The 19,876-nt window shown below is 60.5% G+C and carries 21 protein-coding genes; 12 read left to right on the forward strand and 9 right to left on the reverse strand.

Translation table 11 applies throughout. From position 1 onward, the window contains the following. From F3H58_RS24640 to F3H58_RS24670, 7 genes are all read left to right on the forward strand, one after another. The coding region (locus tag F3H58_RS24640) for a carbohydrate ABC transporter permease (RefSeq protein WP_080857880.1) at positions 1-873 on the forward strand (873 nt) is incomplete at its 5' end. Positions 874-885: 12 nt separating this feature from the next. Further along, positions 886-1,710, forward strand: a complete 825-nt coding sequence (locus F3H58_RS24645; protein ID WP_003525171.1) for a carbohydrate ABC transporter permease — start codon at positions 886-888, stop codon at positions 1,708-1,710. Positions 1,711-1,722: 12 nt separating this feature from the next. After that, complete coding sequence (locus tag F3H58_RS24650; RefSeq protein ID WP_149744110.1) at positions 1,723-2,721, forward strand: ABC transporter ATP-binding protein; 999 nt, start codon at positions 1,723-1,725, stop codon at positions 2,719-2,721. Next, positions 2,718-3,494, forward strand: coding sequence for an L-iditol 2-dehydrogenase (locus F3H58_RS24655; protein ID WP_149744111.1), 777 nt, complete (start codon positions 2,718-2,720; stop codon positions 3,492-3,494). Before F3H58_RS24650 ends, F3H58_RS24655 begins: the two co-directional genes overlap by 4 nt. A gap of 61 nt (positions 3,495-3,555) precedes the next feature. Continuing rightward, a complete protein-coding gene (locus tag F3H58_RS24660) occupies positions 3,556-5,040 on the forward strand; it encodes a mannitol dehydrogenase family protein (protein WP_149744112.1) in 1,485 nt (494 codons plus the stop codon). A 7-nt stretch (positions 5,041-5,047) separates the two neighbouring features. Then, on the forward strand, positions 5,048-5,767 hold the full coding sequence (locus F3H58_RS24665; RefSeq protein WP_149744113.1) for an HAD family hydrolase: 720 nt from the start codon (positions 5,048-5,050) through the stop codon (positions 5,765-5,767). A gap of 60 nt (positions 5,768-5,827) precedes the next feature. After that, positions 5,828-7,402, forward strand: a complete 1,575-nt coding sequence (locus F3H58_RS24670) for an FGGY-family carbohydrate kinase (RefSeq protein WP_188129065.1) — start codon at positions 5,828-5,830, stop codon at positions 7,400-7,402. Between the two features lie 213 nt (positions 7,403-7,615). Here F3H58_RS24670 and F3H58_RS24675 read toward each other — a convergent pair whose 3' ends face one another. Then, a complete protein-coding gene (locus F3H58_RS24675; protein WP_149744115.1) occupies positions 7,616-8,449 on the reverse strand; it encodes a MurR/RpiR family transcriptional regulator in 834 nt (277 codons plus the stop codon). A 298-nt stretch (positions 8,450-8,747) separates the two neighbouring features. Between F3H58_RS24675 and F3H58_RS24680 the strand changes: the two genes are divergently transcribed. Beyond that, positions 8,748-9,485, forward strand: a complete 738-nt coding sequence (locus F3H58_RS24680; protein WP_059759536.1) for a sulfate transporter family protein — start codon at positions 8,748-8,750, stop codon at positions 9,483-9,485. Here F3H58_RS24680 and nth read toward each other — a convergent pair. Next, positions 9,447-10,229 (reverse strand): endonuclease III, encoded by a 783-nt coding sequence (gene nth, locus F3H58_RS24685; RefSeq protein ID WP_149744116.1) that lies wholly within the window; start codon positions 10,227-10,229, stop codon positions 9,447-9,449. The genes F3H58_RS24680 and nth overlap by 39 nt on opposite strands. A 37-nt stretch (positions 10,230-10,266) precedes the next feature. On the opposite strand from nth, the gene F3H58_RS24690 reads away from it, so the two are divergent. Beyond that, complete coding sequence (locus F3H58_RS24690) at positions 10,267-10,749, forward strand: DUF2244 domain-containing protein (protein WP_003523126.1); 483 nt, start codon at positions 10,267-10,269, stop codon at positions 10,747-10,749. 132 nt (positions 10,750-10,881) lie between these two features. Beyond that, a complete protein-coding gene (locus F3H58_RS24695) occupies positions 10,882-11,754 on the forward strand; it encodes a methylated-DNA--[protein]-cysteine S-methyltransferase (protein ID WP_149744117.1) in 873 nt (290 codons plus the stop codon). Between the two features lie 152 nt (positions 11,755-11,906). On the opposite strand, the gene F3H58_RS24700 is transcribed toward F3H58_RS24695, so the two are convergent. Beyond that, positions 11,907-12,881, reverse strand: a complete 975-nt coding sequence (locus F3H58_RS24700) for a sugar-binding transcriptional regulator (protein ID WP_188129059.1) — start codon at positions 12,879-12,881, stop codon at positions 11,907-11,909. 206 nt (positions 12,882-13,087) lie between these two features. Between F3H58_RS24700 and tal the strand changes: the two genes are divergently transcribed. Then, on the forward strand, positions 13,088-14,053 hold the full coding sequence (gene tal / locus F3H58_RS24705; protein ID WP_149744119.1) for a transaldolase: 966 nt from the start codon (positions 13,088-13,090) through the stop codon (positions 14,051-14,053). Between the two features lie 106 nt (positions 14,054-14,159). Here the strand turns inward: tal and F3H58_RS24710 are convergent, their stop codons facing one another. Beyond that, positions 14,160-14,933 (reverse strand): IclR family transcriptional regulator, encoded by a 774-nt coding sequence (locus F3H58_RS24710; RefSeq protein WP_149744120.1) that lies wholly within the window; start codon positions 14,931-14,933, stop codon positions 14,160-14,162. Between the two features lie 198 nt (positions 14,934-15,131). Here F3H58_RS24710 and F3H58_RS24715 point away from each other — a divergent pair, with 198 nt between their 5' ends. Then, entirely contained in the window at positions 15,132-15,863 is a 732-nt protein-coding gene (locus tag F3H58_RS24715; RefSeq protein ID WP_149744121.1) for an SDR family oxidoreductase, read from the forward strand. A gap of 58 nt (positions 15,864-15,921) precedes the next feature. Here the strand turns inward: F3H58_RS24715 and F3H58_RS24720 are convergent, their stop codons facing one another. From F3H58_RS24720 to F3H58_RS24740, 5 genes are all read right to left on the reverse strand, one after another. After that, a complete protein-coding gene (locus F3H58_RS24720) occupies positions 15,922-16,095 on the reverse strand; it encodes a DUF1328 domain-containing protein (RefSeq protein ID WP_003499086.1) in 174 nt (57 codons plus the stop codon). Between the two features lie 209 nt (positions 16,096-16,304). Then, a complete protein-coding gene (locus F3H58_RS24725) occupies positions 16,305-17,159 on the reverse strand; it encodes a metal ABC transporter permease (RefSeq protein WP_149744122.1) in 855 nt (284 codons plus the stop codon). After that, complete coding sequence (locus F3H58_RS24730; RefSeq protein WP_065656348.1) at positions 17,156-18,016, reverse strand: metal ABC transporter permease; 861 nt, start codon at positions 18,014-18,016, stop codon at positions 17,156-17,158. Before F3H58_RS24730 ends, F3H58_RS24725 begins: the two co-directional genes overlap by 4 nt. Beyond that, complete coding sequence (locus F3H58_RS24735) at positions 17,997-18,905, reverse strand: manganese/iron ABC transporter ATP-binding protein (protein WP_188129060.1); 909 nt, start codon at positions 18,903-18,905, stop codon at positions 17,997-17,999. Before F3H58_RS24735 ends, F3H58_RS24730 begins: the two co-directional genes overlap by 20 nt. Continuing rightward, complete coding sequence (locus F3H58_RS24740) at positions 18,902-19,792, reverse strand: metal ABC transporter substrate-binding protein (protein ID WP_188129061.1); 891 nt, start codon at positions 19,790-19,792, stop codon at positions 18,902-18,904. The genes F3H58_RS24735 and F3H58_RS24740 overlap by 4 nt, the downstream gene beginning before the upstream one ends. Positions 19,793-19,876 lie beyond the last annotated feature (84 nt).

Here is a 19,876-nt window from a genome sequence, read left to right on the forward strand (position 1 = left end):
ATGGCAACCCGAAACACAAGCGGATTAGCGCGGGTCATGCTTGCGCCATCGGTGCTGCTGCTTCTGGTGTGGATGATCGTGCCTCTGGCGATGACGCTCTGGTTCTCGTTCCAGAACTACAATCTCCTCAACCCGGCCAATGTCAGCTTCGCTGGTCTGTTCAATTACCAGTATTTCTATACCGACCCGGCCTTCTTCCAGTCGATCTGGAACACGCTGTTGATCGTCGGCGGTGTGCTGCTCATCACGGTGGTTGGCGGCATCGCCATTGCGCTTCTGCTCGACAATGACATTTTCGGCCAGGGCATCGTGCGCATCATGATCATCTCGCCCTTCTTCGTCATGCCGCCGGTGGCTGCTTTGGTGTGGAAGAACATGATCATGCATCCCGGTTACGGCGTGCTTGCCGATCTGTCGCGCTTCTTCGGTTTCCAGCCGGTCGACTGGTTCGCGCAGTTTCCGCTCTTGTCCATCATCATCATCGTCGCCTGGCAATGGCTGCCCTTTGCAACACTGATCCTCTTGACCGCGCTGCAGTCGCTCGATGGCGAACAGAAGGAAGCCGCCGAGATGGATGGCGCCAACTTCGTCAACCGCTTCATCTATCTGACGTTGCCGCATCTTTCCCGCGCCATCACCGTCGTCATTCTGATCCAGACGATCTTCCTGCTTGGCGTCTACGCGGAAATCCTCGTCACCACCAATGGCGGCCCAGGCTACGCTTCCACCAACCTTGCCTTCCTCATCTATCGCACCGCACTTCTGGGCTATGACGTCGGCGGGGCTTCGGCCGGCGGTATCATCGCCGTCATCCTCGCCAATATCGTCGCCATCTTCCTGATGCGCGCCGTCGGCAAGAACCTCGACCGGTAAGGGGGAAACATCATGGCCCGCAAGACAACCACTCGCGCAAAGATCGGCTTTTCCATCGCGGCCTGGGCCGTGGCGCTGCTGCTGTTCTTCCCGATCCTCTATGCCTTCCTCACCTCGATCAAGACCGAGCCGGAGGCCATCGCCGGCTTCAGCCTCATTCCGTCCGGCACGCTCGAGAATTACGTGACGGTCCAGACCCAGCGCGATTACTTCAAGCCCTTCATGAACTCGGTGGTGCTGTCGCTCGGCTCGACGATCATTGCGCTGATCATCGCCATTCCCGCCGCCTGGGCCATGGCGTTCTCGCCGACCAAGCGCACCAAGGACATTTTGATGTGGATGCTCTCCACCAAGATGATGCCGGCCGTCGCCGTGCTGGTGCCGATCTACCTGATCTTCCGCAATGCCGGCCTGCTCGATACCCGCATCGGGCTCACCATCATGCTCACCTTCATCAACCTGCCGATCGTCATCTGGATGCTCTACACCTACTTCCGGGAAATCCCCGGCGAGATTCTGGAAGCCGCCCGCATGGATGGCGCATCCTTGTGGAACGAGATCGTGCATGTGCTGACGCCGATGGCGGTTCCGGGCATTGCCTCGACGCTGCTCCTCAACGTCATCCTCGCCTGGAACGAATCCTTCTGGACCATCCGGCTGACGACCACCAATGCCGCCCCGCTGACGGCCTTCATCGCCTCCTTCTCAAGTCCGCAGGGGCTGTTCTGGGCAAAACTCTCGGCCGCCTCGATGATGGCGATCGCCCCCATTCTCGTCATCGGCTGGTTCTCGCAGAAACAACTCGTGCGTGGCCTGACCTTCGGCGCCGTGAAATAAGGAACGACAAACATGGGCAGCATTTCCCTTCAGAACGTGTCCAAGCTCTTCGGTGAGGCGAAAGTCATCCCGTCGATCGATCTCGATATCCATGACGGCGAATTCGTCGTCTTCGTCGGCCCCTCCGGCTGCGGCAAGTCCACGCTGCTGCGCCTGATTGCCGGGCTGGAAGATGTTTCCGGCGGCAAGATCGTCATCGACGGCAAGGATGTGACCGAGCGCGCGCCCGCCGAGCGCGGCCTTGCCATGGTGTTCCAGTCCTATGCGCTTTATCCGCATATGAGTGTGAGAAACAACATCGCCTTTCCGCTGAAGATGGCCAAGCTCGACAAGGCGATCATCGATAAAAAGGTCGAAGACGCCGCAAGGGTGCTGAACCTTACCGATTATCTCGAGCGCCGGCCCTCGCAGCTGTCGGGCGGCCAGCGCCAGCGTGTCGCCATCGGCCGCGCCATCGTGCGCGAACCCTCCGCCTTCCTGTTCGACGAGCCGCTTTCCAACCTCGATGCGGCGCTGCGCGGCACCATGCGGTTGGAAATCTCAGAACTGCACAATACGCTGAAGACGACGATGATCTACGTCACCCACGACCAGGTGGAGGCGATGACCATGGCCGACAAGATCGTCGTCCTCAACCGCGGCAATATCGAGCAGGTCGGCTCGCCGATGGAGCTTTACCGCTCCCCCGCCAACCTCTTCGTCGCCGGCTTCATCGGCTCGCCGCGCATGAACCTGGTGACCGGTGACTTCGCCCGCCAAAAGGGCGCGACCACCGCCGGCGTGCGGCCGGAGCATCTGGTGCTGTCGAAGGAAAGCGGGCTGTGGCAGGGCAAGGTCACCGTCGCCGAACATCTCGGATCGGATACCTTCCTGCATCTCGAGGTGAACGGCATCGGGCCGATTACTGCCCGCACCGATGGCGAGTTCGAATGCAAACACGGCGATACCGTCTTCATCACGCCGGATGACACCAAGATCCACAGGTTCGATGAGAAGGGTAAGGCGATATGACGGGAAGACTGGAAGGCAAATCCGCGCTGATAACAGGTTCGGCGCGCGGCATCGGCCGTGCCTTTGCCGAAGCCTATATACGGGAGGGGGCAACCGTCGCCATTGCCGATATCGATTTCGAGCGCGCCAGCAAGACCGCCCGGGAGATCGGCGAGAATGCCTATGCCGTCGAACTCGACGTGACCAAACAGCATTCCATCGACACCGCCATTCGCACGGTGGAGGGCCAGACCGGCGGGCTCGATATCCTCATCAACAATGCCGCGCTGTTCGATCTGGCACCGATTGTCGAGATCAAGCGCGAGAGCTACGAAAGACTGTTTTCGATCAACGTGTCCGGCACGCTGTTCATGATGCAGGCCGCCGCAAAAACAATGATCGCTCGGGGAAAAGGCGGCAAGATCATCAACATGGCAAGCCAGGCGGGCCGGCGCGGCGAGGCCTTGGTGGCGGTTTATTGCGCCACCAAGGCCGCCGTCATCAGCCTCACCCAATCGGCGGCGCTCGATCTCATCAGGCACGGCATCAACGTCAACGCTATTGCGCCGGGCGTGGTCGATGGCGAGCACTGGGACGGCGTGGATGCGCTGTTTGCGAAATATGAAAACCGCCCCGCCGGTGAAAAGAAGCGGTTGGTCGGGGAGGCCGTGCCCTTCGGCCGCATGGGCCGTGCTGAAGACCTGACCGGCATGGCGATCTTCCTTGCCTCCGATGAGGCACAATACGTCGTCGCCCAGACCTATAATGTCGATGGCGGCAACTGGATGAGCTGAGTCTCGGGCGCCTGCCGCCCGGCCTTGGCACGAACAACGTTTCCCCTTCGAGGATCGTGACATGACATGCAAACTCTCCCTGGCAACACTTGACGACGCCAGAAAAACCGCGGCTGTTCCGGCCTATTCCCGGGCCGATCTTTCCGCCGGCATCGTGCATTTCGGCGTCGGCAATTTCCACCGCGCCCATCAGGCGGTTTATCTGGATGACCTCTTCAACACAGGTGCGGACCATGACTTCGCTATCATCGGCGCGGGCGTTCTGCCGTCCGATGCGGTGATGCGCGAAAAGCTTGCCGCGCAGGATTTCCTGACGACGGTGGTGGAGCAAGACAATAACCGCACCGGTGCGCGCGTCACCGGGCCGATGATCGACATTTTGAAGGTCGGCGACACGAAGGCCATCATCGATACGCTCGCCGATCCGAAAATCCGCATCGTTTCCATGACGATTACGGAAGGCGGTTATTTCATCGATGCTTCCGGTTCCTTCAATCCGCAGCATCCGGCCATTGCCGAGGACGGCAGGAACCCGGCTTCGCCGAAAACCGTGTTCGGCCTCATCGTCGCCGGGCTGAAGGCGCGGCGGGACAAGGGGCTGCAACCCTTCACCGTCATGTCCTGCGATAACATTCCGCATAATGGCAAGGTCACGAAAAATGCCGTCGTCGGGCTTGCGGCTCTCTCCGATCCGGCCTTCGCCAACTGGATCGGTGAAAATGTCGCTTTCCCCAATTCCATGGTCGACCGCATTACGCCCGCGACAGGCGAGCGCGAACGCAATATCGCCCGTGACGATTTCGGCATCGAGGACAATTGGCCGGTCTTCTGCGAGGAGTTCAAGCAATGGGTGATGGAGGATAATTTCCCCGCCGGCCGCCCGGCGCTGGAAAAGGCTGGCGTGCAGTTCGTCAAGGATGTTGCGCCCTATGAGCACATGAAAATCCGCATCCTCAATGGCGGCCATGCGGCAATCGCCTATCCGGCGGCACTGCTCGACATTCATTTCGTGCATGAGGCGATGGAACATCCGCTGATCCGGGCATTTCTGGCAAAGCTTGAAAATGACGAGATCATTCCGGTCATTCCGCCGGTTCCCGATACGAATCTTGCCGATTATTTCGCGCTGATCGAGCGGCGTTTCCTCAATCCTAAGATCGGCGACACCATTCCGCGTCTGGCGCAGGACGGTTCCAACCGCCAGCCGAAATTCATTCTGCCATCCACCGCCGACCGGCTGGCGCGCGGCGAGGATATTGTCGGCCTTTCGCTGGTTTCGGCGCTGTGGTGCCGTTATTTCCAGGGCACCTCCGACAGCGGCAAGGAAATCGCCTTCAACGATGCCAGCGCCGACCGGCTTCAGGCAGCTGCCATCAAGGCCAAAGAGGATCCGATGGCCTTCCTCGCGCTTGAAGACATCTTCGGAACGGTTGCCGAATCGGAGCTTTTCCGTAAACGCTTTGCCCATGCATTGAAGACGCTGTGGCAAGAAGGCACGGCGAAGACCTTGCAGCTTTATCTGGATGACAAGCTGGCTGAAAAGTGACCATGAGATGGAAGACGAGACCGGGCCCCTTTTGATTTTCGATTGCGACGGCGTTCTCATCGATAGCGAGCCGGTCTCCATCTCCGTCCTTCTCGATATGCTCTCCCATCTCGGCGTTACGATGGGAGAGGAAGAGGCCTATGAGCGCTTCCTCGGTCGCAGCGTCGCCAGCATGACGGCGACGTTGTTTGAGGATTACGGTGTCGAAACCGACATCGATTTTCTCGACCATATGCGGGCGACGCTGTTTGAGCGTTTCCGCACCGAGCTTCGGCCGATTGACGGCATTGGCGAAACGCTGGACAGGCTCCTGCCGCTGCGGCGCTGCGTCGCTTCCTCAAGCCAGCCGGAACGTATCCGTTATTCGCTGGGGTTGACCGGCCTGATCGACAAATTCGAACCGCATGTCTTCAGCGCCACCATGGTGAAGAACGGCAAACCGGCGCCCGATCTTTTCCTTCATGCGGCGCGCGAAATGGGCGTCGATCCGCGTCACTGCATCGTGATCGAGGACAGCCCGGCCGGCATTGCCGCCGCAAAGGCGGCCGGCATGGGCGTTTTTGCCTTTACCGGCGGTTCGCATGCGCGCTTTCCCGCATTCCGTGAAAAGATCGCCGGGCTTGGGGCGGATGCGGTGTTTGACGCGATGCCGGATTTGGTCCAACTTGTCGGCAGCTATGTGGGGAAGGGCGGTTTTGACGGCCAAATGGAACGTGATGCGGGCTGAAGCAGATTTTGCCTGCCGCCGTCGCCGGGTCGTTGCGCAAGGGATGGAATTGCAGTCTTGATGCGTCAAAATCTCGTCGCTGTCGATGTCGGCACCGCCAGCGCCCGGGCCGGCATTTTCGATCCGGCCGGCCGGCTGCTTGCCCGCTCCACCCATCCGATCCTGATGCAGAGGCCGCAGGAAAACCACGCCGAACACGATTCCACCGACATATGGAAAGCGGTCTGCAGCGTGGTGAGGGCAGCGCTTGCCGAGGCCGGTGTTTCGCCGCAAAGCATTGCCGCCATCGGTTTCGACGCCACCTGCTCGCTGGTCATCCGCGATGGGCGGGGTGAGCCGGTTTCGGTTTCCGTTACCGGGGAGGACCGGTTCGACACCATCGTCTGGCTCGATCACCGGGCGATAGGCGAGGCCGACCGGCTGACGGCATCCGGCCACCGGGTGCTGGATTTCGCCGGCAACAGCGTCTCGCCGGAAATGCAGATGCCGAAGCTGATGTGGCTGAAGACGCATATGGCGGCAAGCTGGTCGCGCATGTCCTTCGCTTTCGATCTGGCGGATTTCCTGACGTGGAAGGCGACCGGTTCAGCGCAGCGTTCAAATTGCACGCAGACGGCGAAGTGGAATTTTCTGGCGCAGGAAAATCCCGGCTGGCAGGCGGATTACCTCGAATTGGCGGGCCTTGCCGATTTGAGGGAGCGGGCAGGGCTTCCCGAAACTACGGTAATGCCGGGTGATAGCATCGGCCCGCTTTCGCCCGAAGCTGCCGCCGAACTGGGTCTCGATAACGGTTGCCAGGTGGCGGCAGGCATGATCGACGCCTATGCCGGTGCGCTCGGCGCATTGGGCGGCTGCCTGTCTGCGGATGTGGGCCGGCATGTGGCGCTGATCGCCGGTACATCGAGCTGCCTTGTCGCCATGTCGGAACGGCAGATGCCCGGCCACAGCCTCTGGGGGCCCTATTGGCAGGCGATCCTGCCGGGTCACTGGCTGGTGGAGGGCGGGCAATCGGCCACCGGTGCGCTGCTCGACCATATCGTGCGCATGCATGCGGCAGGCGGTGAGCCGGATACGGCGCTGCATGCCCGCATCGTTGCGCGGGTAACGGAATTGCGTGCGCTTGAGGGCGAGGCCTTCGCTGAGCGGCTGCATGTGCTGCCGGATTTCCACGGCAACCGCTCGCCGCTTGCCGACCCGCATGCCGTCGGCGTCATCAGCGGACTGACTTTGGATACGTCTTTCGACAGTCTCTGCCGTCTTTACTGGCGCACGGCCGTCGCCATTGCGCTTGGCGCGCGCCATGTGCTCGATGCGATGGAGCGTTTCGGTTATGCGGTGGAGAGCCTGCACGTTACCGGCGGGCATGTGAAGAACCCGCTGCTGATGGAGCTTTATGCCGATGTGACGGGCAAGCGCATCGTCGTTCCCGCCACCGCCGATGCGGTGCTGCTCGGCACGGCGATGACGGCGGCGACGGCCGGCGGGGTGCATGCGAACCTTGCGGCTGCAGGGGCCGCCATGTATCCGGGCAATGCAGAAATATCAGGCAATCCGGCGCGTGGCCCCCGTTATGAGCGGGATTATCGCCGTTTTCTCGCCATGCACCGCCATCGTCAGGAACTGGAAAGCCTTTGATTTTCTAAAAGGAAATGACGGGTTTTGACGGCCGCCGCTCATTTCTTCTCCCCGCCGGGGAGAAGGTGGCCCGAAGGGCCGGATGAGGGGGAACGCCAGCGATAGAACGCACCCTAGCCCCTTCATCCCGCTGTCGCGACCTTCTCCCCGGCGGGGAGAAGAAACAAGCGGCAACCGCTCGATTTCATATGCCGCCGCTGCCGCTAAACGCAATCAGCCACGCAGCGAGCGTTTCAGGGCCGTGAGGTTTTTTGCCCTTGCCCTGCCGCTGTCATCGGCGCTGGCGCCAAGCGCACAGAGGGTGAATTCCAGCAGGGAGACCAGTTGCAGCAGGCCCTGGCCGCCATTCTGCGCCTGCGGCATGGCAAGGCAGAGATCGGCGCTTTCCGGTCCCCATTCATAAAAGCGTGTGGTGATCAGCAATGTCCTGTAGCCGCTCTTGCGCGCCATTGCCGACAGGCGTTGCAGGGGCGACAGGGCGCCGCCGCAATCCATGATGACGAGCAGCGCCTGCGCGGGGTCGAAATCCCACAGGGCGACATAGGCCGCGCTGTCGCTGCCGAGATAATGGATATGGCCCCGGCTCTCCAGAAGCCGCCCGTAAAAATGCCGCCCGGCATCGAGACCTTCCGGAGAGGTCGCCAGAAAAACATTGCCCGCCGTGGCGATCTCGTTCATGGCAACCCGCCAGATCGATTGGGTGGTCATGTCGAAAGCGGTCTGGATGGCCTGAATCTGCTGCGACAGAAGCTGTGAAAACGGGTTGGAATGGCGTTCGCCGCCTTCGGCCATGGCGGGTTGGTCCGCGCCCGCCGTTTCTTCGGCATGGCGCAGATCGGCGCGGATATCGCTGAATTGCCGGTATCCCAGCGAACGCAGGAAACGGCCGACCGTCATCGGACTGAGGCTGAGCTTGGCGGCCAGCGTCTGGGCCGTCTCGAACGGCAATTCGTCCAGATGTTCGATCAGATATTTGGCGATCTTGCGCTCTGAAGGGGTGCCTGCCTTCATGGCGCGCGTAAGGTTCAACAGCAGCTTTTCCACCAACGCCTCATTCTTTTATCTTTATTGAACGATGATGCATGCGCGCGCGCAAACGAGCGTGCGAACCGCAATTTGACGGTGGGGGATAGCTTTTCCGGCCTTGTCCTCCACCGGACCGGAATGCGAAATATAATAGGTATATTATTATATTTTAGAGATACCTTTTATTCAAGAGAAATTCCATCTGCGGTTTAAATCCAGCCATTTGGCATATTTCCGCCCGTCTTGCAGAGCGGGCGGGCAGCGCTTATCTCTCGTCTGGTAAGTGTGTTTCAACGCGAAAGGCGTCGAGGAGTTCCGGATGATTTTTGATGCGGCGAGGCTTGCCTTCCACAATCTCTTTGCCGCCGAAACCCGGTCGGTCTTCTGGAAGGTTCTGGGGCTCACGCTTCTCGTGCTTGCGGCGCTGTGGTTCGCCATTCGCTCGATCTTCATTTATTTCGCCCTGCCGTGGGTGGATACGCTGATCCCCGGCGTGCCGGACTGGGCAGGCTGGCTGACCTTCGTTTTCGCCATTTTCGCCGGCATCGGGTTGGCGCTGGCGCTGGCGCTGCTCATTTCGCCGGTCACCGCCGTCATTGCCGGCCTGTTTCTCGACGATGTCGCCGAAGTGGTCGAGAAAAAGAGCTATCCGAACGATCCGCCGGGCAAGGCGATGCCGGTCGGCGAGGCTGTTCTGTCGTCCATCAAGTTCTTCGGTGTCGTCATTGCCGGCAACCTTGTCGCGCTGTTGCTGCTTCTGGTGCCGGGTATCAATCTCATCGCGTTTTTTCTGGTGAACGGCTATCTGCTCGGCCGGGAATTCTTCGAATTCGCGGCGATGCGTTTCCGCTCGCCCGCCGAAGCGAGGTTGTTCCGTTCAAAACACCGCACCACCGTTTTCATGGCCGGGCTGGTCATTGCGGCCTTTCTGGCGGTTCCATTCCTCAACCTGCTGACGCCGCTTTTTGCGGCCTCCATGATGGTGCATCTGCACAAGGCCGTCAGCCGGCGCGATCCCTCATTCGCTAGCGGCCGCACTGAACAGCTGCGCGGGTAATTCCACCAGCGGCGCTGGAATATCGAAGGTCTTTTCCGGCGACTTGCAGATATCGGCGATCACGCAACGTTCGCATTCCGGCTTGCGCGCCTTGCAGCAATAACGCCCGTGCAGGATCAGCCAGTGATGGGCATGGAACAGATATTGTTCGGGAATGATGCGGATCAGCCGGTCTTCAACCTCGTCAGGGGTTTTGCCCGGCGCAAGACAGAGCCGGTTGGCAATGCGGAAGACGTGTGTATCCACCGCAAGCGTGGGCACGCCGAAGGCCATGGACATCACCACATTGGCCGTCTTGCGGCCCACACCCGGCAGCGTCACCAGCTCCTCGCGGGTTTTCGGCACCTCGCCGCCGAAATTGTCGATCAGCATCTGCGACAGGGCAATGACGTTTTTCGCCTTGTTGCGGTAAAGCCCGATGGTCTTGATATATCCGATCAGGTCTTCCTCGCCGAGCGCCAGCATCTTTTCCGGCGTATCGGCCACCTTGAACAGCGCGCGCGTGGCCCGGTTCACGCCCACATCGGTCGCCTGCGCGGAAAGCGCCACGGCCACCAGCAGGGTGAAGGGATTGGTATGTTCCAGCTCGCCTTTCGGCTCCGGTCGCTGAATGGAAAAGCGCCGGAAGATTTCGGTGAGCTCGTCCTTCGAATAGGCCGTTTTCACCCGCGCCGGCTTGCGCGCGGATGCCGGATTTGACTTTTTCAATGTTTGGGTGCTGGATCGTTTTTTGGCGACTGTCATGGACTATCTATAGCCAGCCCGCCCTGAGGAAAGCAACGTGGATACGCTCAACGACCAGCCGATTTTCGCGGCGGAACTCGTTCCGCACCGTTCGCTTGGCAGAAGGGGTTTCCGGCTGCTCCTGCTTTTCTCCGGCCTGGCCTGCCTTGTCTATGGCGGCTTCTTCCTCGCCACCGGGGCATGGCCGGTCGGCCTGTTCTTCGGGCTGGATTTCCTGCTGCTTTATGCCGCCTTCCGCGCCAATTACCGGGCGGCGAAGGCGCGGGAAGAGGTCAGCGTCTCGCGCACCAGCCTGTCGATCCGCAAATTTTCTCCCGCCGGGCGGATGGTGGAGCATCGCTTCAATCCCTTCTGGGCGCGTTTCAGGGTGCGGCGGCATGACGAGATCGGCATCGTCTCCATGCATGTGACGGGCGAAGGCCGTGCGACCGACATCGGTTCGTTTCTCAACCCGGATGACCGCGAAAGTTTTGCCAAGGCGTTTGGCGGTGCGCTGGCGACTGTGCGGCGGCGGATGTGAGCGGATAGTCCAGCTCACTATCCGTCATTCCGGCTGAGGGCCGGTATGACGGTAGAAACGGAGCACCGCGCAAGAAACGGGTGGAGACGCAGTCGCTTTAATGATTTTCTCTTACCCGTTAGGAGATTTGCGATGAACGCCAATATTACGCTGAAAGAAGACATCACCCCCATCGGAACGGATTACGACACGGTGCGTGGGGTTATCGAGCTTTTGACGCTGGATTATCGCGAGCAACCCTCCCTCGAAGCCATTGCCGCAGAGCTTGGCCAGTCGCCGACGCAATTACAGAAGACCTTCACCCGCTGGGCCGGCCTTTCGCCCAAGGCATTCCTGCAGGCCGTAACGCTCGATCATGCCAAGCGGCTGTTGCGCGAAGAGGATTTGCCGCTGCTGGAAACCTCGATCGAGGTCGGTATGTCTGGCCCCGGACGCCTGCACGATCTGTTCGTCACCCATGAGGCCATGTCGCCCGGCGAATGGAAGGCCAAGGGCGGCGGGCTGACGATCCGTTACGGTTTCCACACCTCGCCCTTCGGCCTTGCGCTGGTGATGGTGACAGATCGTGGCCTTGCCGGCTGCGCCTTTGCCGATCCGGGTGAGGAAAGGGCCTGTTTCGAGGACATGGCCGGCCGCTGGCCGAATGCGCATTATGTCGAGGATCGCGAAGCGACGGCACCCTACGCTGCCCGCATCTTCGATCCATCCATGTGGTCGGCGGACAGGCCGCTGCGCGTCGTGCTGCTCGGCACGGATTTTCAGGTGCGAGTCTGGGAAAGCCTCCTGAAAATCCCGATGGGTCGCGCCGTCACCTATTCGCACATCGCCTGCGATATCGGCCAGCCCACCGCCTCCCGCGCCGTGGGTGCGGCGGTCGGCGCCAACCCGGTCTCGTTCGTCGTTCCCTGCCATCGCGCCGTGGGGAAAAGCGGGGCTCTGACGGGGTATCACTGGGGCCTGACCCGCAAGCGGGCGATGCTCGGCTGGGAAACGGGGAAGGTGTGACGCCGGGTTCCCTCATCCCTGTGCTTGTCACAGGGATCCAGCCAGCCCAAGTCCTTGGGTTGAACAGACTCTTCCCGTCGCGCAGACGCGCGCCGACTGGATTCCTGTGACAAGCACAGGAATGAGGGAGAGCCTAAATCGACTGACGAAGCCTAAACCAGCTCCATCAACGCCCGCGCTGCTGCCTCGTCTGTTATCAGCGTATTACAGCCGATGCGTTTAATCGTGGCGCGGATGGCGATGGCGCGGTGGGCGCCGCCGGAGGCCAGCACGATGTGTTTGGCCTTGCGCAGCGTATCGAGATCGATTGCCATGGCGCACTGGTTGATCGGGTGATCGACCGAGCGGCCTTCGGCATCGATGAAATTGAACATGGTGTCGCAGACGCAGCCGGCATCGATGAGTTCCTGCAGCGTCGCCTTGGAAATGAAACCCTCCGACAGCGAGGTCGAATGCGGGCCGATATCGCCGCAGGAGACGATGGCGAGATCGAGCGTTTCGGCGAGATCATAAAGCGTCGCGAGCCCGCATTTTTCGATCAGCGCCCGTTTGGTCTCAACCGAATCCACCAGCAGCGGCGCGAGGAACATGTAACATTCCGCTCCGAGCGCGCTTGCCAGCCGCCAGGTGTAATCCAGCGGGTTGGTCTGGTGCACGGCGACGATGCCGCCGAGCAGCGAGACGACCTTGCAATTTTCCCGGCGTGGCGGGCGAAAGCTGGAAAGCGAGGCGGTCATGGTGCGGCCCCAGCCGACGCCGATGGTGGCCTCGTTCGGCACCGCTTCTGAGAGGAATTGCCCGAGCGCCAGCCCGACGGCCTTGGCCGTGCCTTCGGCGTTCGCCTTATCCGGGGAAGGGATGATCACCGCCTCGTCCAGCCCGTAGGCCGCCTCCAGCCGGCCGGCCAGCTCGACGAAATCCTCAATGCCTTCGTTGATCCATATCTGCACTTCGGAGCGCTTCATCGCCTCGTCCAGAAGGCGGATCACGGTGGAGCGGCTGATGCCCAGTTTCTCGGCGACATCCTTCTGCGTCATGCCCTGATTATAATAGAGCCATGCGGCGCGCAGCCGCAGAGACGCCGCTTCCGAATAGGCCGTATGGGTTTCTCTTCTCAGTTTCGCCACGGTTTCCGCCATTCTTTATGAGCGACCGAGTATCGCAGGCGTGAAACTTATGTCAATTGCGATGCGCAAATGTCTTGACTTTCGCGTCTTCGACTTGCGATAGTTGGAACCGACGAAACCGCGATTTCGGCCTTGGGCGCACCCCCGGTGCGGGAACGAAATGACGGCTGAGCAAGTTTTCAAGAGATCATGAAGGATCATCAGATATGACATCCAAACTCGAACAACTTCGCGCCATCACCACGGTCGTTGCCGATACCGGCGATATCGAGGCGGTTGCGCGCCTGAAGCCGGTGGATTGCACCACCAACCCCACCATCGTTCTCAAAGCGCTCGGCACACCGGCCTTTGCCGATGCGGTGAAGGAAGCCGTCGCATGGGGCAAGAAGCAGGGCGGCCACTCCGACGCCGTGGTTGCCGCCGTTGCCGACCGTCTTGCCATTTCCGTGGGCGCAGCCCTTGCCGGCCTCGTTCCCGGCCGCGTGTCGACCGAAGTCGATGCCGACCTTTCCTTCGATACGCAAGCCTCCATCACCAAGGCGCGCCACATCATTGCCGCCTATAAGGAGCGCGGCATCGAGCGTGAACGCATCCTCATCAAGCTCGCCTCCACCTGGGAAGGCATCAAGGCTGCCGAGGTTCTCCAGTCCGAAGGCATCGACTGCAACCTGACCCTGCTGTTCTCGCAGGCACAGGCGATTGCCTGCGCCGAAGCCAAGGTCTTCCTCATCTCGCCCTTCGTCGGCCGTATCCTCGACTGGTACAAGAAGTCGACCGGTGAGACCTACACCGCCGAGACCGATCCGGGCGTCGTGTCGGTGCGCAGCATCTACAATTATTACAAGGCCAATGGCATCGGCACCGTCGTCATGGGCGCCTCCTTCCGCAATGTCGGCGAAATCGAAGCGCTGGCCGGTTGCGACCGCCTGACGATCAGCCCGGCGCTGCTGGAAGAGCTGGACAAGGACAGCGGCAAGCTGGAGCGCAAGCTTTCGCCTGACAATGTCAAGGCAGAGCCGCTGCAGTCGCTCGACGAGAAGGCATTCCGCTGGGCGCTCAACGAAGATGCGATGGCCACCGAGAAGCTTTCGGAAGGCATCCGCCTGTTCGCCAAGGATCTGGTGACGCTGCGCGAAATGGTCCGCAAGGAACTGACGCTGGCTGCGGCCTGATACAAAAAGGGGGAACCATCCACGTTCCCCCGGCGTTTAAGAGATATAAATCTCCAGTCACTCAAAACGCGATCGGGTCCCTGCCGGTCGCGTTTTTTTGTGCGCTTCAGAAATTTCCGTTTCCCGTCGCCACTTCGGAAATCCGCTTTGCCGCCTCGCGGATCAGCGCTTCACAGCTCTCGCGTGTTGGGGCCTTGCCGCCAAGCGGGGTAATATAGGGGCAGGTGATGACCGCAAGCGCCGTGCCGTCCAGCGTCAGCACCGGGGCGGAAATATTGCGCACGCCGGCGGTCTGAAGGCTGTCCATGGATTCGAAACCGTTTTTGCGCACCTCCGCCAGCCGCCCGGCAAGGTCCGGCGGCACGGTTTCGCCGCTGCCGCGCACCTGTTCGGTTATCATGATCTGGCGCTGCGCCTCGGTCTGGAAGGCCAGAAGCACATGGCCGGAGCCGGTGTGGAACAGGCTCATCTGCGCGCCGACCCGCATGGACATGGCCCAGTAGGTGGACGATTCCTGCTGGGCGATGACAACGACGCTGCCGCGATCATAAACCGCCAGATGACAGGCCTGCTCGGCGCTTGCCGAAAAATCGCGCATGACCGGTGCGGCAAAGGAGACCAGCCGGCGGATCGGCGCATGGAAATGCGCCAGCCCGAACATTTTCAGCGTCAGTGAGAAGCGGTCTCCCTCAAGCCGCTGCACATAACCGCGGCGCACCAGCCGGTCCAGCATGCGATAAAGCTCGTTCGGGCTTTTGCCGATAGACTTGGCGATCTCGATCTGGGTCAGCCCGCCATCGGTGCGGGCCAGAAGTTCGAGAATGTCCAGACCCTTGTCGAGGGCGGGAGCGCGATATCTTTCGCTGTCGTCGTCGGTCATCTGGCCTCGAAGGTGTTTTGCGCGGTCGCCGGGTGGGCAGCCTGAAATATGGTTGCCCGATACCCGCCATCCACGCAAGTTTGCTTGACGCCATATGAATACCGCGTTTACATATGAATTGTCGATCCATATTTGAGGTCATCGAAATTCAGCGGTCCGGTGCCTGAAGGGCGGGCGGGCCTTAGCGGGAGGCTATTCATGGTGCAGGATTTTAACGGCCGGACAGTGGTGATCACCGCCGCCGGTCAGGGTATCGGCCGGGCGGCGGCCGAGCGGTTCGTCTCGCTCGGCGCGCGCGTCATCGCCACCGATATCAATGAGCAGGCGCTTTCGACGCTTAAAGGTGCGGAAACCCGGGTTCTGAACGTGCTGGATGGCGATGGCGTCAAGGATTTCGCCGCCGATATCGGCCATGCGGATGTGCTGTTCAACTGCGCCGGTTTCGTTCACTCAGGCACCATTCTCGATTGCGAAGAGAAGGACTGGGATTTCTCCTTCGATCTCAACGCCAAGGCGATGTATCGCACCTGCCGCGCCTTCCTGCCCGGCATGCTGGAAAAGGGCAAGGGCGTAATCGTCAACATGTCCTCCGTCGCTTCCAGTGTGAAGGGCGTGCCGAACCGTTTCGCTTATACTGCCTCCAAGGCGGCCGTGGTGGGTTTGACCAAGGCCATCGCCGCCGATTTCGTCACCAAAGGCATTCGCTGCAACGCCATCTGCCCCGGCACGGTCGATAGCCCGTCCCTGCATGACCGTCTGCGCGCCACCGGCAATTACGAACAGGCGCTGGCCGATTTCATCGCCCGCCAGCCGATGGGCCGCATCGCCACGCCGGAAGAAATCGCGGCGCTGGTTACCTATCTCGCGTCGGACGAGGCAGGCTTCACCACCGGCCAGATTCACGTCATTGACGGCGGCTGGACTGGCTGAATCTTTTTAAGGGAGAGAGGAGAGGCGACCGGCGTAAAAACCGGTCGCTTTTTTTCGTTCAGACGACGGCGCTTCCGGCCATCAGTGCAAGCACGAGGAAGACCAGGAAGATCACCACGGCGATGAAGAACAGGATTCGGGCCACGCCCGCCGCGGCTGCCGAAATGCCGGTAAAGCCGAATACGCCCGCGATCAAAGAGATAACAAAGAAAATAAGAGCCCACTTCAGCATGGCGCTTCCCCTTTTGCATAATTTCCCGAGCCCGCCGCCCCGCGACAGGCTCGGTAAAATGACGCGCAAAAGGCGAAAATGTTCCATACGCCCGGAAAAATCGTTATTTTAGAGTGTTTTCGCTTTTCTTCGAATAGCGAAAACACTCTAACTCTTGTTTTGGCGCATTTCCGGACGGAAAACCGGGGTCCACTTTTCCTGGAAATGCTCTAGAAGCCTGTTTCCCCTGCCGCATCGATCCGCCTCGCCTTCAAGGTGGTGCGGATGAAGGTGGCAACGAAAGCAAGGCTCATGAACATGACGATAGTGGGGGCCGGCGCGCTATCGATGAGGAAGCTCAGCCATATGCCTGCCAGCGATGAGGTTATCGCCACCGCAATGGCCACCAGCAGCATGGCGGAAAAACGCCGGGTCAGCAGGAAGGCGATTGCGCCCGGCGCGACCAGCATGGCGATCGAAAGGATGATACCCACCGCCTTCAGCGCCCCGACGACGGTGAGCGACAGGACCATCAGCAGACCGTAATGCAGCACCCGCACCGGCAGGCCGATGGCTTTCGCATGCTGCGCATCGAAGGCGTTGACCAGCAGATCCTTGCGCAGAATGCCGAGAAACAGCGTGGCGAAAAGCGCAATCAGGCCCGTCTCCAGCATATCCGCCGGCGCAATGCCCAGCATGTCGCCGAAGAGAATGTGGTCGAGATGCACATCGCTCTGCACTTTCACATAAAGCACCAGCCCCAGCCCGAACATGCCGGAAAAGACGATGCCCAGCACCGTGTCTTCCTTGATACGGCTGTTTTCCTTGATGAAACCGGTGCCGAGCGCGCAGATCATGCCGGCGATGAAGGCGCCGATGGAAAGCGGGATGTTGACGATATAGGCCAGCACCACACCGGGCAGCACGGCGTGGGAAACCGCATCGCCCATCAGCGACCAGCCCTTCAGCACCAGAAAACAGGAGAGCATCGCCATAGGCACCGCGATCATCAGGGTGATGACGAAGGCATATTGCATGAAGGGCAATTGAAACGGCAGGATGGCGAGTTCGAGATAGTCGCTCATGGCGTTTCCTCCAGCGCCCTGCGGGCCTTGGCGCGGGAAGCAAGCAGGCCGTGCTTGGGCGCGAAAACGAAGGCAGCAAGGAATATCGCCGTCTGCAGCACGACGATCACGCCGCCGGTGGCACCATCGAGGAAATAGCTGAGATAAGCGCCGACGAAGCTGGTGGCCGCGCCGATGATGAGGCTCATCAGGATCAGCCGCTCGAAACGGTCGGTCAGCAGATAGGCGGTGGCGCCGGGCGTCACCACCATGGCGACGACGAGGAAGGCCCCAACGGTCTGGAGGGCGGCAACCGTGGAGGCGGCGAGCAGGGTGAAGAATATCACCTTCAGCACTTCCGGCTTCAGCCCCACGGTGCGGGCGTGGTTCTCATCGAAGAACACCACCATGAAGTCACGCCATTTCAGCGCCAGCACGATGAGGCTGATGCCGCCGATCAGCGCCAGCTGGATGGTGTCTTCGGCGGTGATCGCCAGAATATTGCCGAGCACGATGGTCTGGATATTCACCGAGGTGGGCGAGAGCGACACCATGAACAGGCCAAGCCCGAAAAACGAGGTGAAGATCAACCCGATGATCGCGTCTTCCTTCAACCGCGTCTTCTGGTTCAGGAACAGCATGGAACCGGCCGCAAGCCCGCCGGAAAGGAACGCGCCGAGCGAAAAGGGCAGGCCCAGCATATAGGCGCCCGCCACGCCCGGAACGATGGCATGGGAAAGCGCATCGCCGATCAGCGACCAGCCCTTCAGCATCAGATAGGCAGAGAGAAAGCCGCAGACGCCGCCCACCAGTGCGCTGACCCAGATGGCGTTCAGCATGTAACCATAGGTGAAAGGCTCAAGAAGGCTGTTTATCATCGACTTTTTCTTTCGGAGCCTCAGGATCGCGCCCGTTCTGGCCATTCTTGCCGTAGATCACGAAAGGCCGCTCGTCATCGGTGATAACCTTCACCCGGCGCGGGTCGGCGTCGTCATGCAGGTCTGCCCCGCCAAGCACGAAGTGGCGCAGGCTGCCGCCGAAGGCTTTTTGCAGGTTCTCCTCGTTGAAGGTATCCGCCGTCTTGCCCGATGCCAGCACCGTTCCCTTGACGAAGACGGCGCGGTCACAGAATTCCGGCACGCTGCCGAGATTATGGGTGGAGACCAGCATGACGCGGCCCTCGTCGCGCAGCGCCTTCAAAAGTGCGACGATCTGCTCTTCCGTCGTCACATCGACACCGGTGAAAGGCTCGTCCAGCAGGATCACCTGACCCTCCTGCGCCAGCGCGCGAGCCAGAAACACCCGCTTCTTCTGCCCGCCGGAGAGTTCGCCGATCTGGCGCTTGCGATAGTCCAGCATATTGACGCGTTTCAGCGCCTCTTCGACCATGTGATGGTCGCGTTTCGAGGGGATGCGCAGGAAATTCATGTGGCCGTAACGGCCCATCATCACCACATCCTCCACCAGCACCGGAAAGCTCCAGTCCACCTCCTCGGCCTGCGGCACATAAGCGACGAGGTTTTTCCTGAGCGCTTCCTTCACCGGCAGGTCGAAAATAGAGACGGAACCGGCGGCCAGCGGCACGAAACCCATGATGGCCTTGAAAATCGTGGACTTGCCGGCGCCATTGACGCCGACAAGTGCAGTGATCGTTCCGCGGGGGATGGAAAAGCTGGCATTTCTTAATGCGGTGTGGCCGTTTCGATAAGTCACTGTCGCATTTTGAACCGTCAGGCCGCCGCCCGATTTTTTACTGCCCATTCTCATGAAGACAGCCCCTTGGCAATGGTTTCGCTGGTCACGCGCAAAAGGTCCAGATAGGTCGGAACCGGGCCGTCCGCCTCGCTCAGTGAGTCCACATAGAGGATGCCGCCATAGGCCGCGCCGGTTTCCTTGGCCACCTGCTCTGCGGGATCGGCGGAAACGGTGCTCTCGCTGAAGATGACGTGGATATTGTGCTCGCGCATGGCGTCGATCACGCCGCGCACCTGCTGCGGCGTGCCCTGGCTGTCGGCATTGACCGGCCACAGGAACAGTTCCTTCAGGCCGAAATCGCGGGCGAGATAAGAAAACGCACCTTCGCTCGTTACCAACCAGCGCTTGTTTTCCGGCAGAACGGAAAGCGTGTCGCGGATCGGCTGTACGGTGGCTCTGATCTTGTCCGAATAGGCCTTGGCATTGGCGGCATAGACATCGGCATGGGCGGGGTCGATCTCGGTCAGGCCCTTGCGGATATTTTCCACGTAGATCAAGGCGTTATCGGGGGACATCCAGGCGTGCGGGTTGGGTTTGCCCTGATAGGCGCCGCCGCTGATCGCCATGGGCTCCACGCCGTCGCTCACCGTCACGCTCGGCACGCCGGAAAGATTGGCCAGGAACTTTTCGAACCACAATTCCAGATTGAGGCCATTGCGAAGCACCAGATCGGCCTTGCGGGCTTTGAGAATATCGCGCGGCGTTGGCTGGTAGTTGTGAATTTCAGCGCCCGGCTTGGTAATACTTTCCACCTCGGCCGCATCGCCCGCCACATTGCGCGCCATGTCGGCGATGATGGTGAAGGTCGTCACGACAGTCGGTTTTTCCTGCGCGAGGGCAGCGCCGGGCAGAAAAAGCGAAAAAGCGAAAATCGCGTGGCGGATTTTATGGAAGTTCACGGGGCTCACCAGATTTTGTTGCGATTAATTCGCAATACCATCTGTTATAAAATCACGCTTGTCAACGCTATTGCAAATCATTCG

The sequence above is a fragment of the Rhizobium sp. NFACC06-2 genome, from assembly GCF_900101425.1.
GTDB classification, from domain to species: Bacteria; Pseudomonadota; Alphaproteobacteria; order Rhizobiales; family Rhizobiaceae; genus Agrobacterium; species Agrobacterium leguminum.

Excerpts from the sequence above, each read along its gene's own strand:
- F3H58_RS24645 (WP_003525171.1), top strand. The coding sequence starts at position 886 with ATGGCCCGCAAGACAACCACTCGCGCAAAGATCGGCTTTTCCATCGCG.
- F3H58_RS24650 (WP_149744110.1), top strand. The coding sequence starts at position 1,723 with ATGGGCAGCATTTCCCTTCAGAACGTGTCCAAGCTCTTCGGTGAGGCG.
- F3H58_RS24655 (WP_149744111.1), top strand. The coding sequence starts at position 2,718 with ATGACGGGAAGACTGGAAGGCAAATCCGCGCTGATAACAGGTTCGGCG.
- F3H58_RS24660 (WP_149744112.1), top strand. The coding sequence starts at position 3,556 with ATGACATGCAAACTCTCCCTGGCAACACTTGACGACGCCAGAAAAACC.
- F3H58_RS24665 (WP_149744113.1), top strand. The coding sequence starts at position 5,048 with ATGGAAGACGAGACCGGGCCCCTTTTGATTTTCGATTGCGACGGCGTT.
- F3H58_RS24670 (WP_188129065.1), top strand. The coding sequence starts at position 5,828 with ATGCGTCAAAATCTCGTCGCTGTCGATGTCGGCACCGCCAGCGCCCGG.
- F3H58_RS24680 (WP_059759536.1), top strand. The coding sequence starts at position 8,748 with ATGATTTTTGATGCGGCGAGGCTTGCCTTCCACAATCTCTTTGCCGCC.
- nth (WP_149744116.1), bottom strand. The coding sequence starts at position 10,229 with ATGACAGTCGCCAAAAAACGATCCAGCACCCAAACATTGAAAAAGTCA.
- F3H58_RS24695 (WP_149744117.1), top strand. The coding sequence starts at position 10,882 with ATGAACGCCAATATTACGCTGAAAGAAGACATCACCCCCATCGGAACG.
- tal (WP_149744119.1), top strand. The coding sequence starts at position 13,088 with ATGACATCCAAACTCGAACAACTTCGCGCCATCACCACGGTCGTTGCC.
- F3H58_RS24710 (WP_149744120.1), bottom strand. The coding sequence starts at position 14,933 with ATGACCGACGACGACAGCGAAAGATATCGCGCTCCCGCCCTCGACAAG.
- F3H58_RS24715 (WP_149744121.1), top strand. The coding sequence starts at position 15,132 with ATGGTGCAGGATTTTAACGGCCGGACAGTGGTGATCACCGCCGCCGGT.
- F3H58_RS24720 (WP_003499086.1), bottom strand. The coding sequence starts at position 16,095 with ATGCTGAAGTGGGCTCTTATTTTCTTTGTTATCTCTTTGATCGCGGGC.
- F3H58_RS24725 (WP_149744122.1), bottom strand. The coding sequence starts at position 17,159 with ATGAGCGACTATCTCGAACTCGCCATCCTGCCGTTTCAATTGCCCTTC.
- F3H58_RS24730 (WP_065656348.1), bottom strand. The coding sequence starts at position 18,016 with ATGATAAACAGCCTTCTTGAGCCTTTCACCTATGGTTACATGCTGAAC.
- F3H58_RS24735 (WP_188129060.1), bottom strand. The coding sequence starts at position 18,905 with ATGAGAATGGGCAGTAAAAAATCGGGCGGCGGCCTGACGGTTCAAAAT.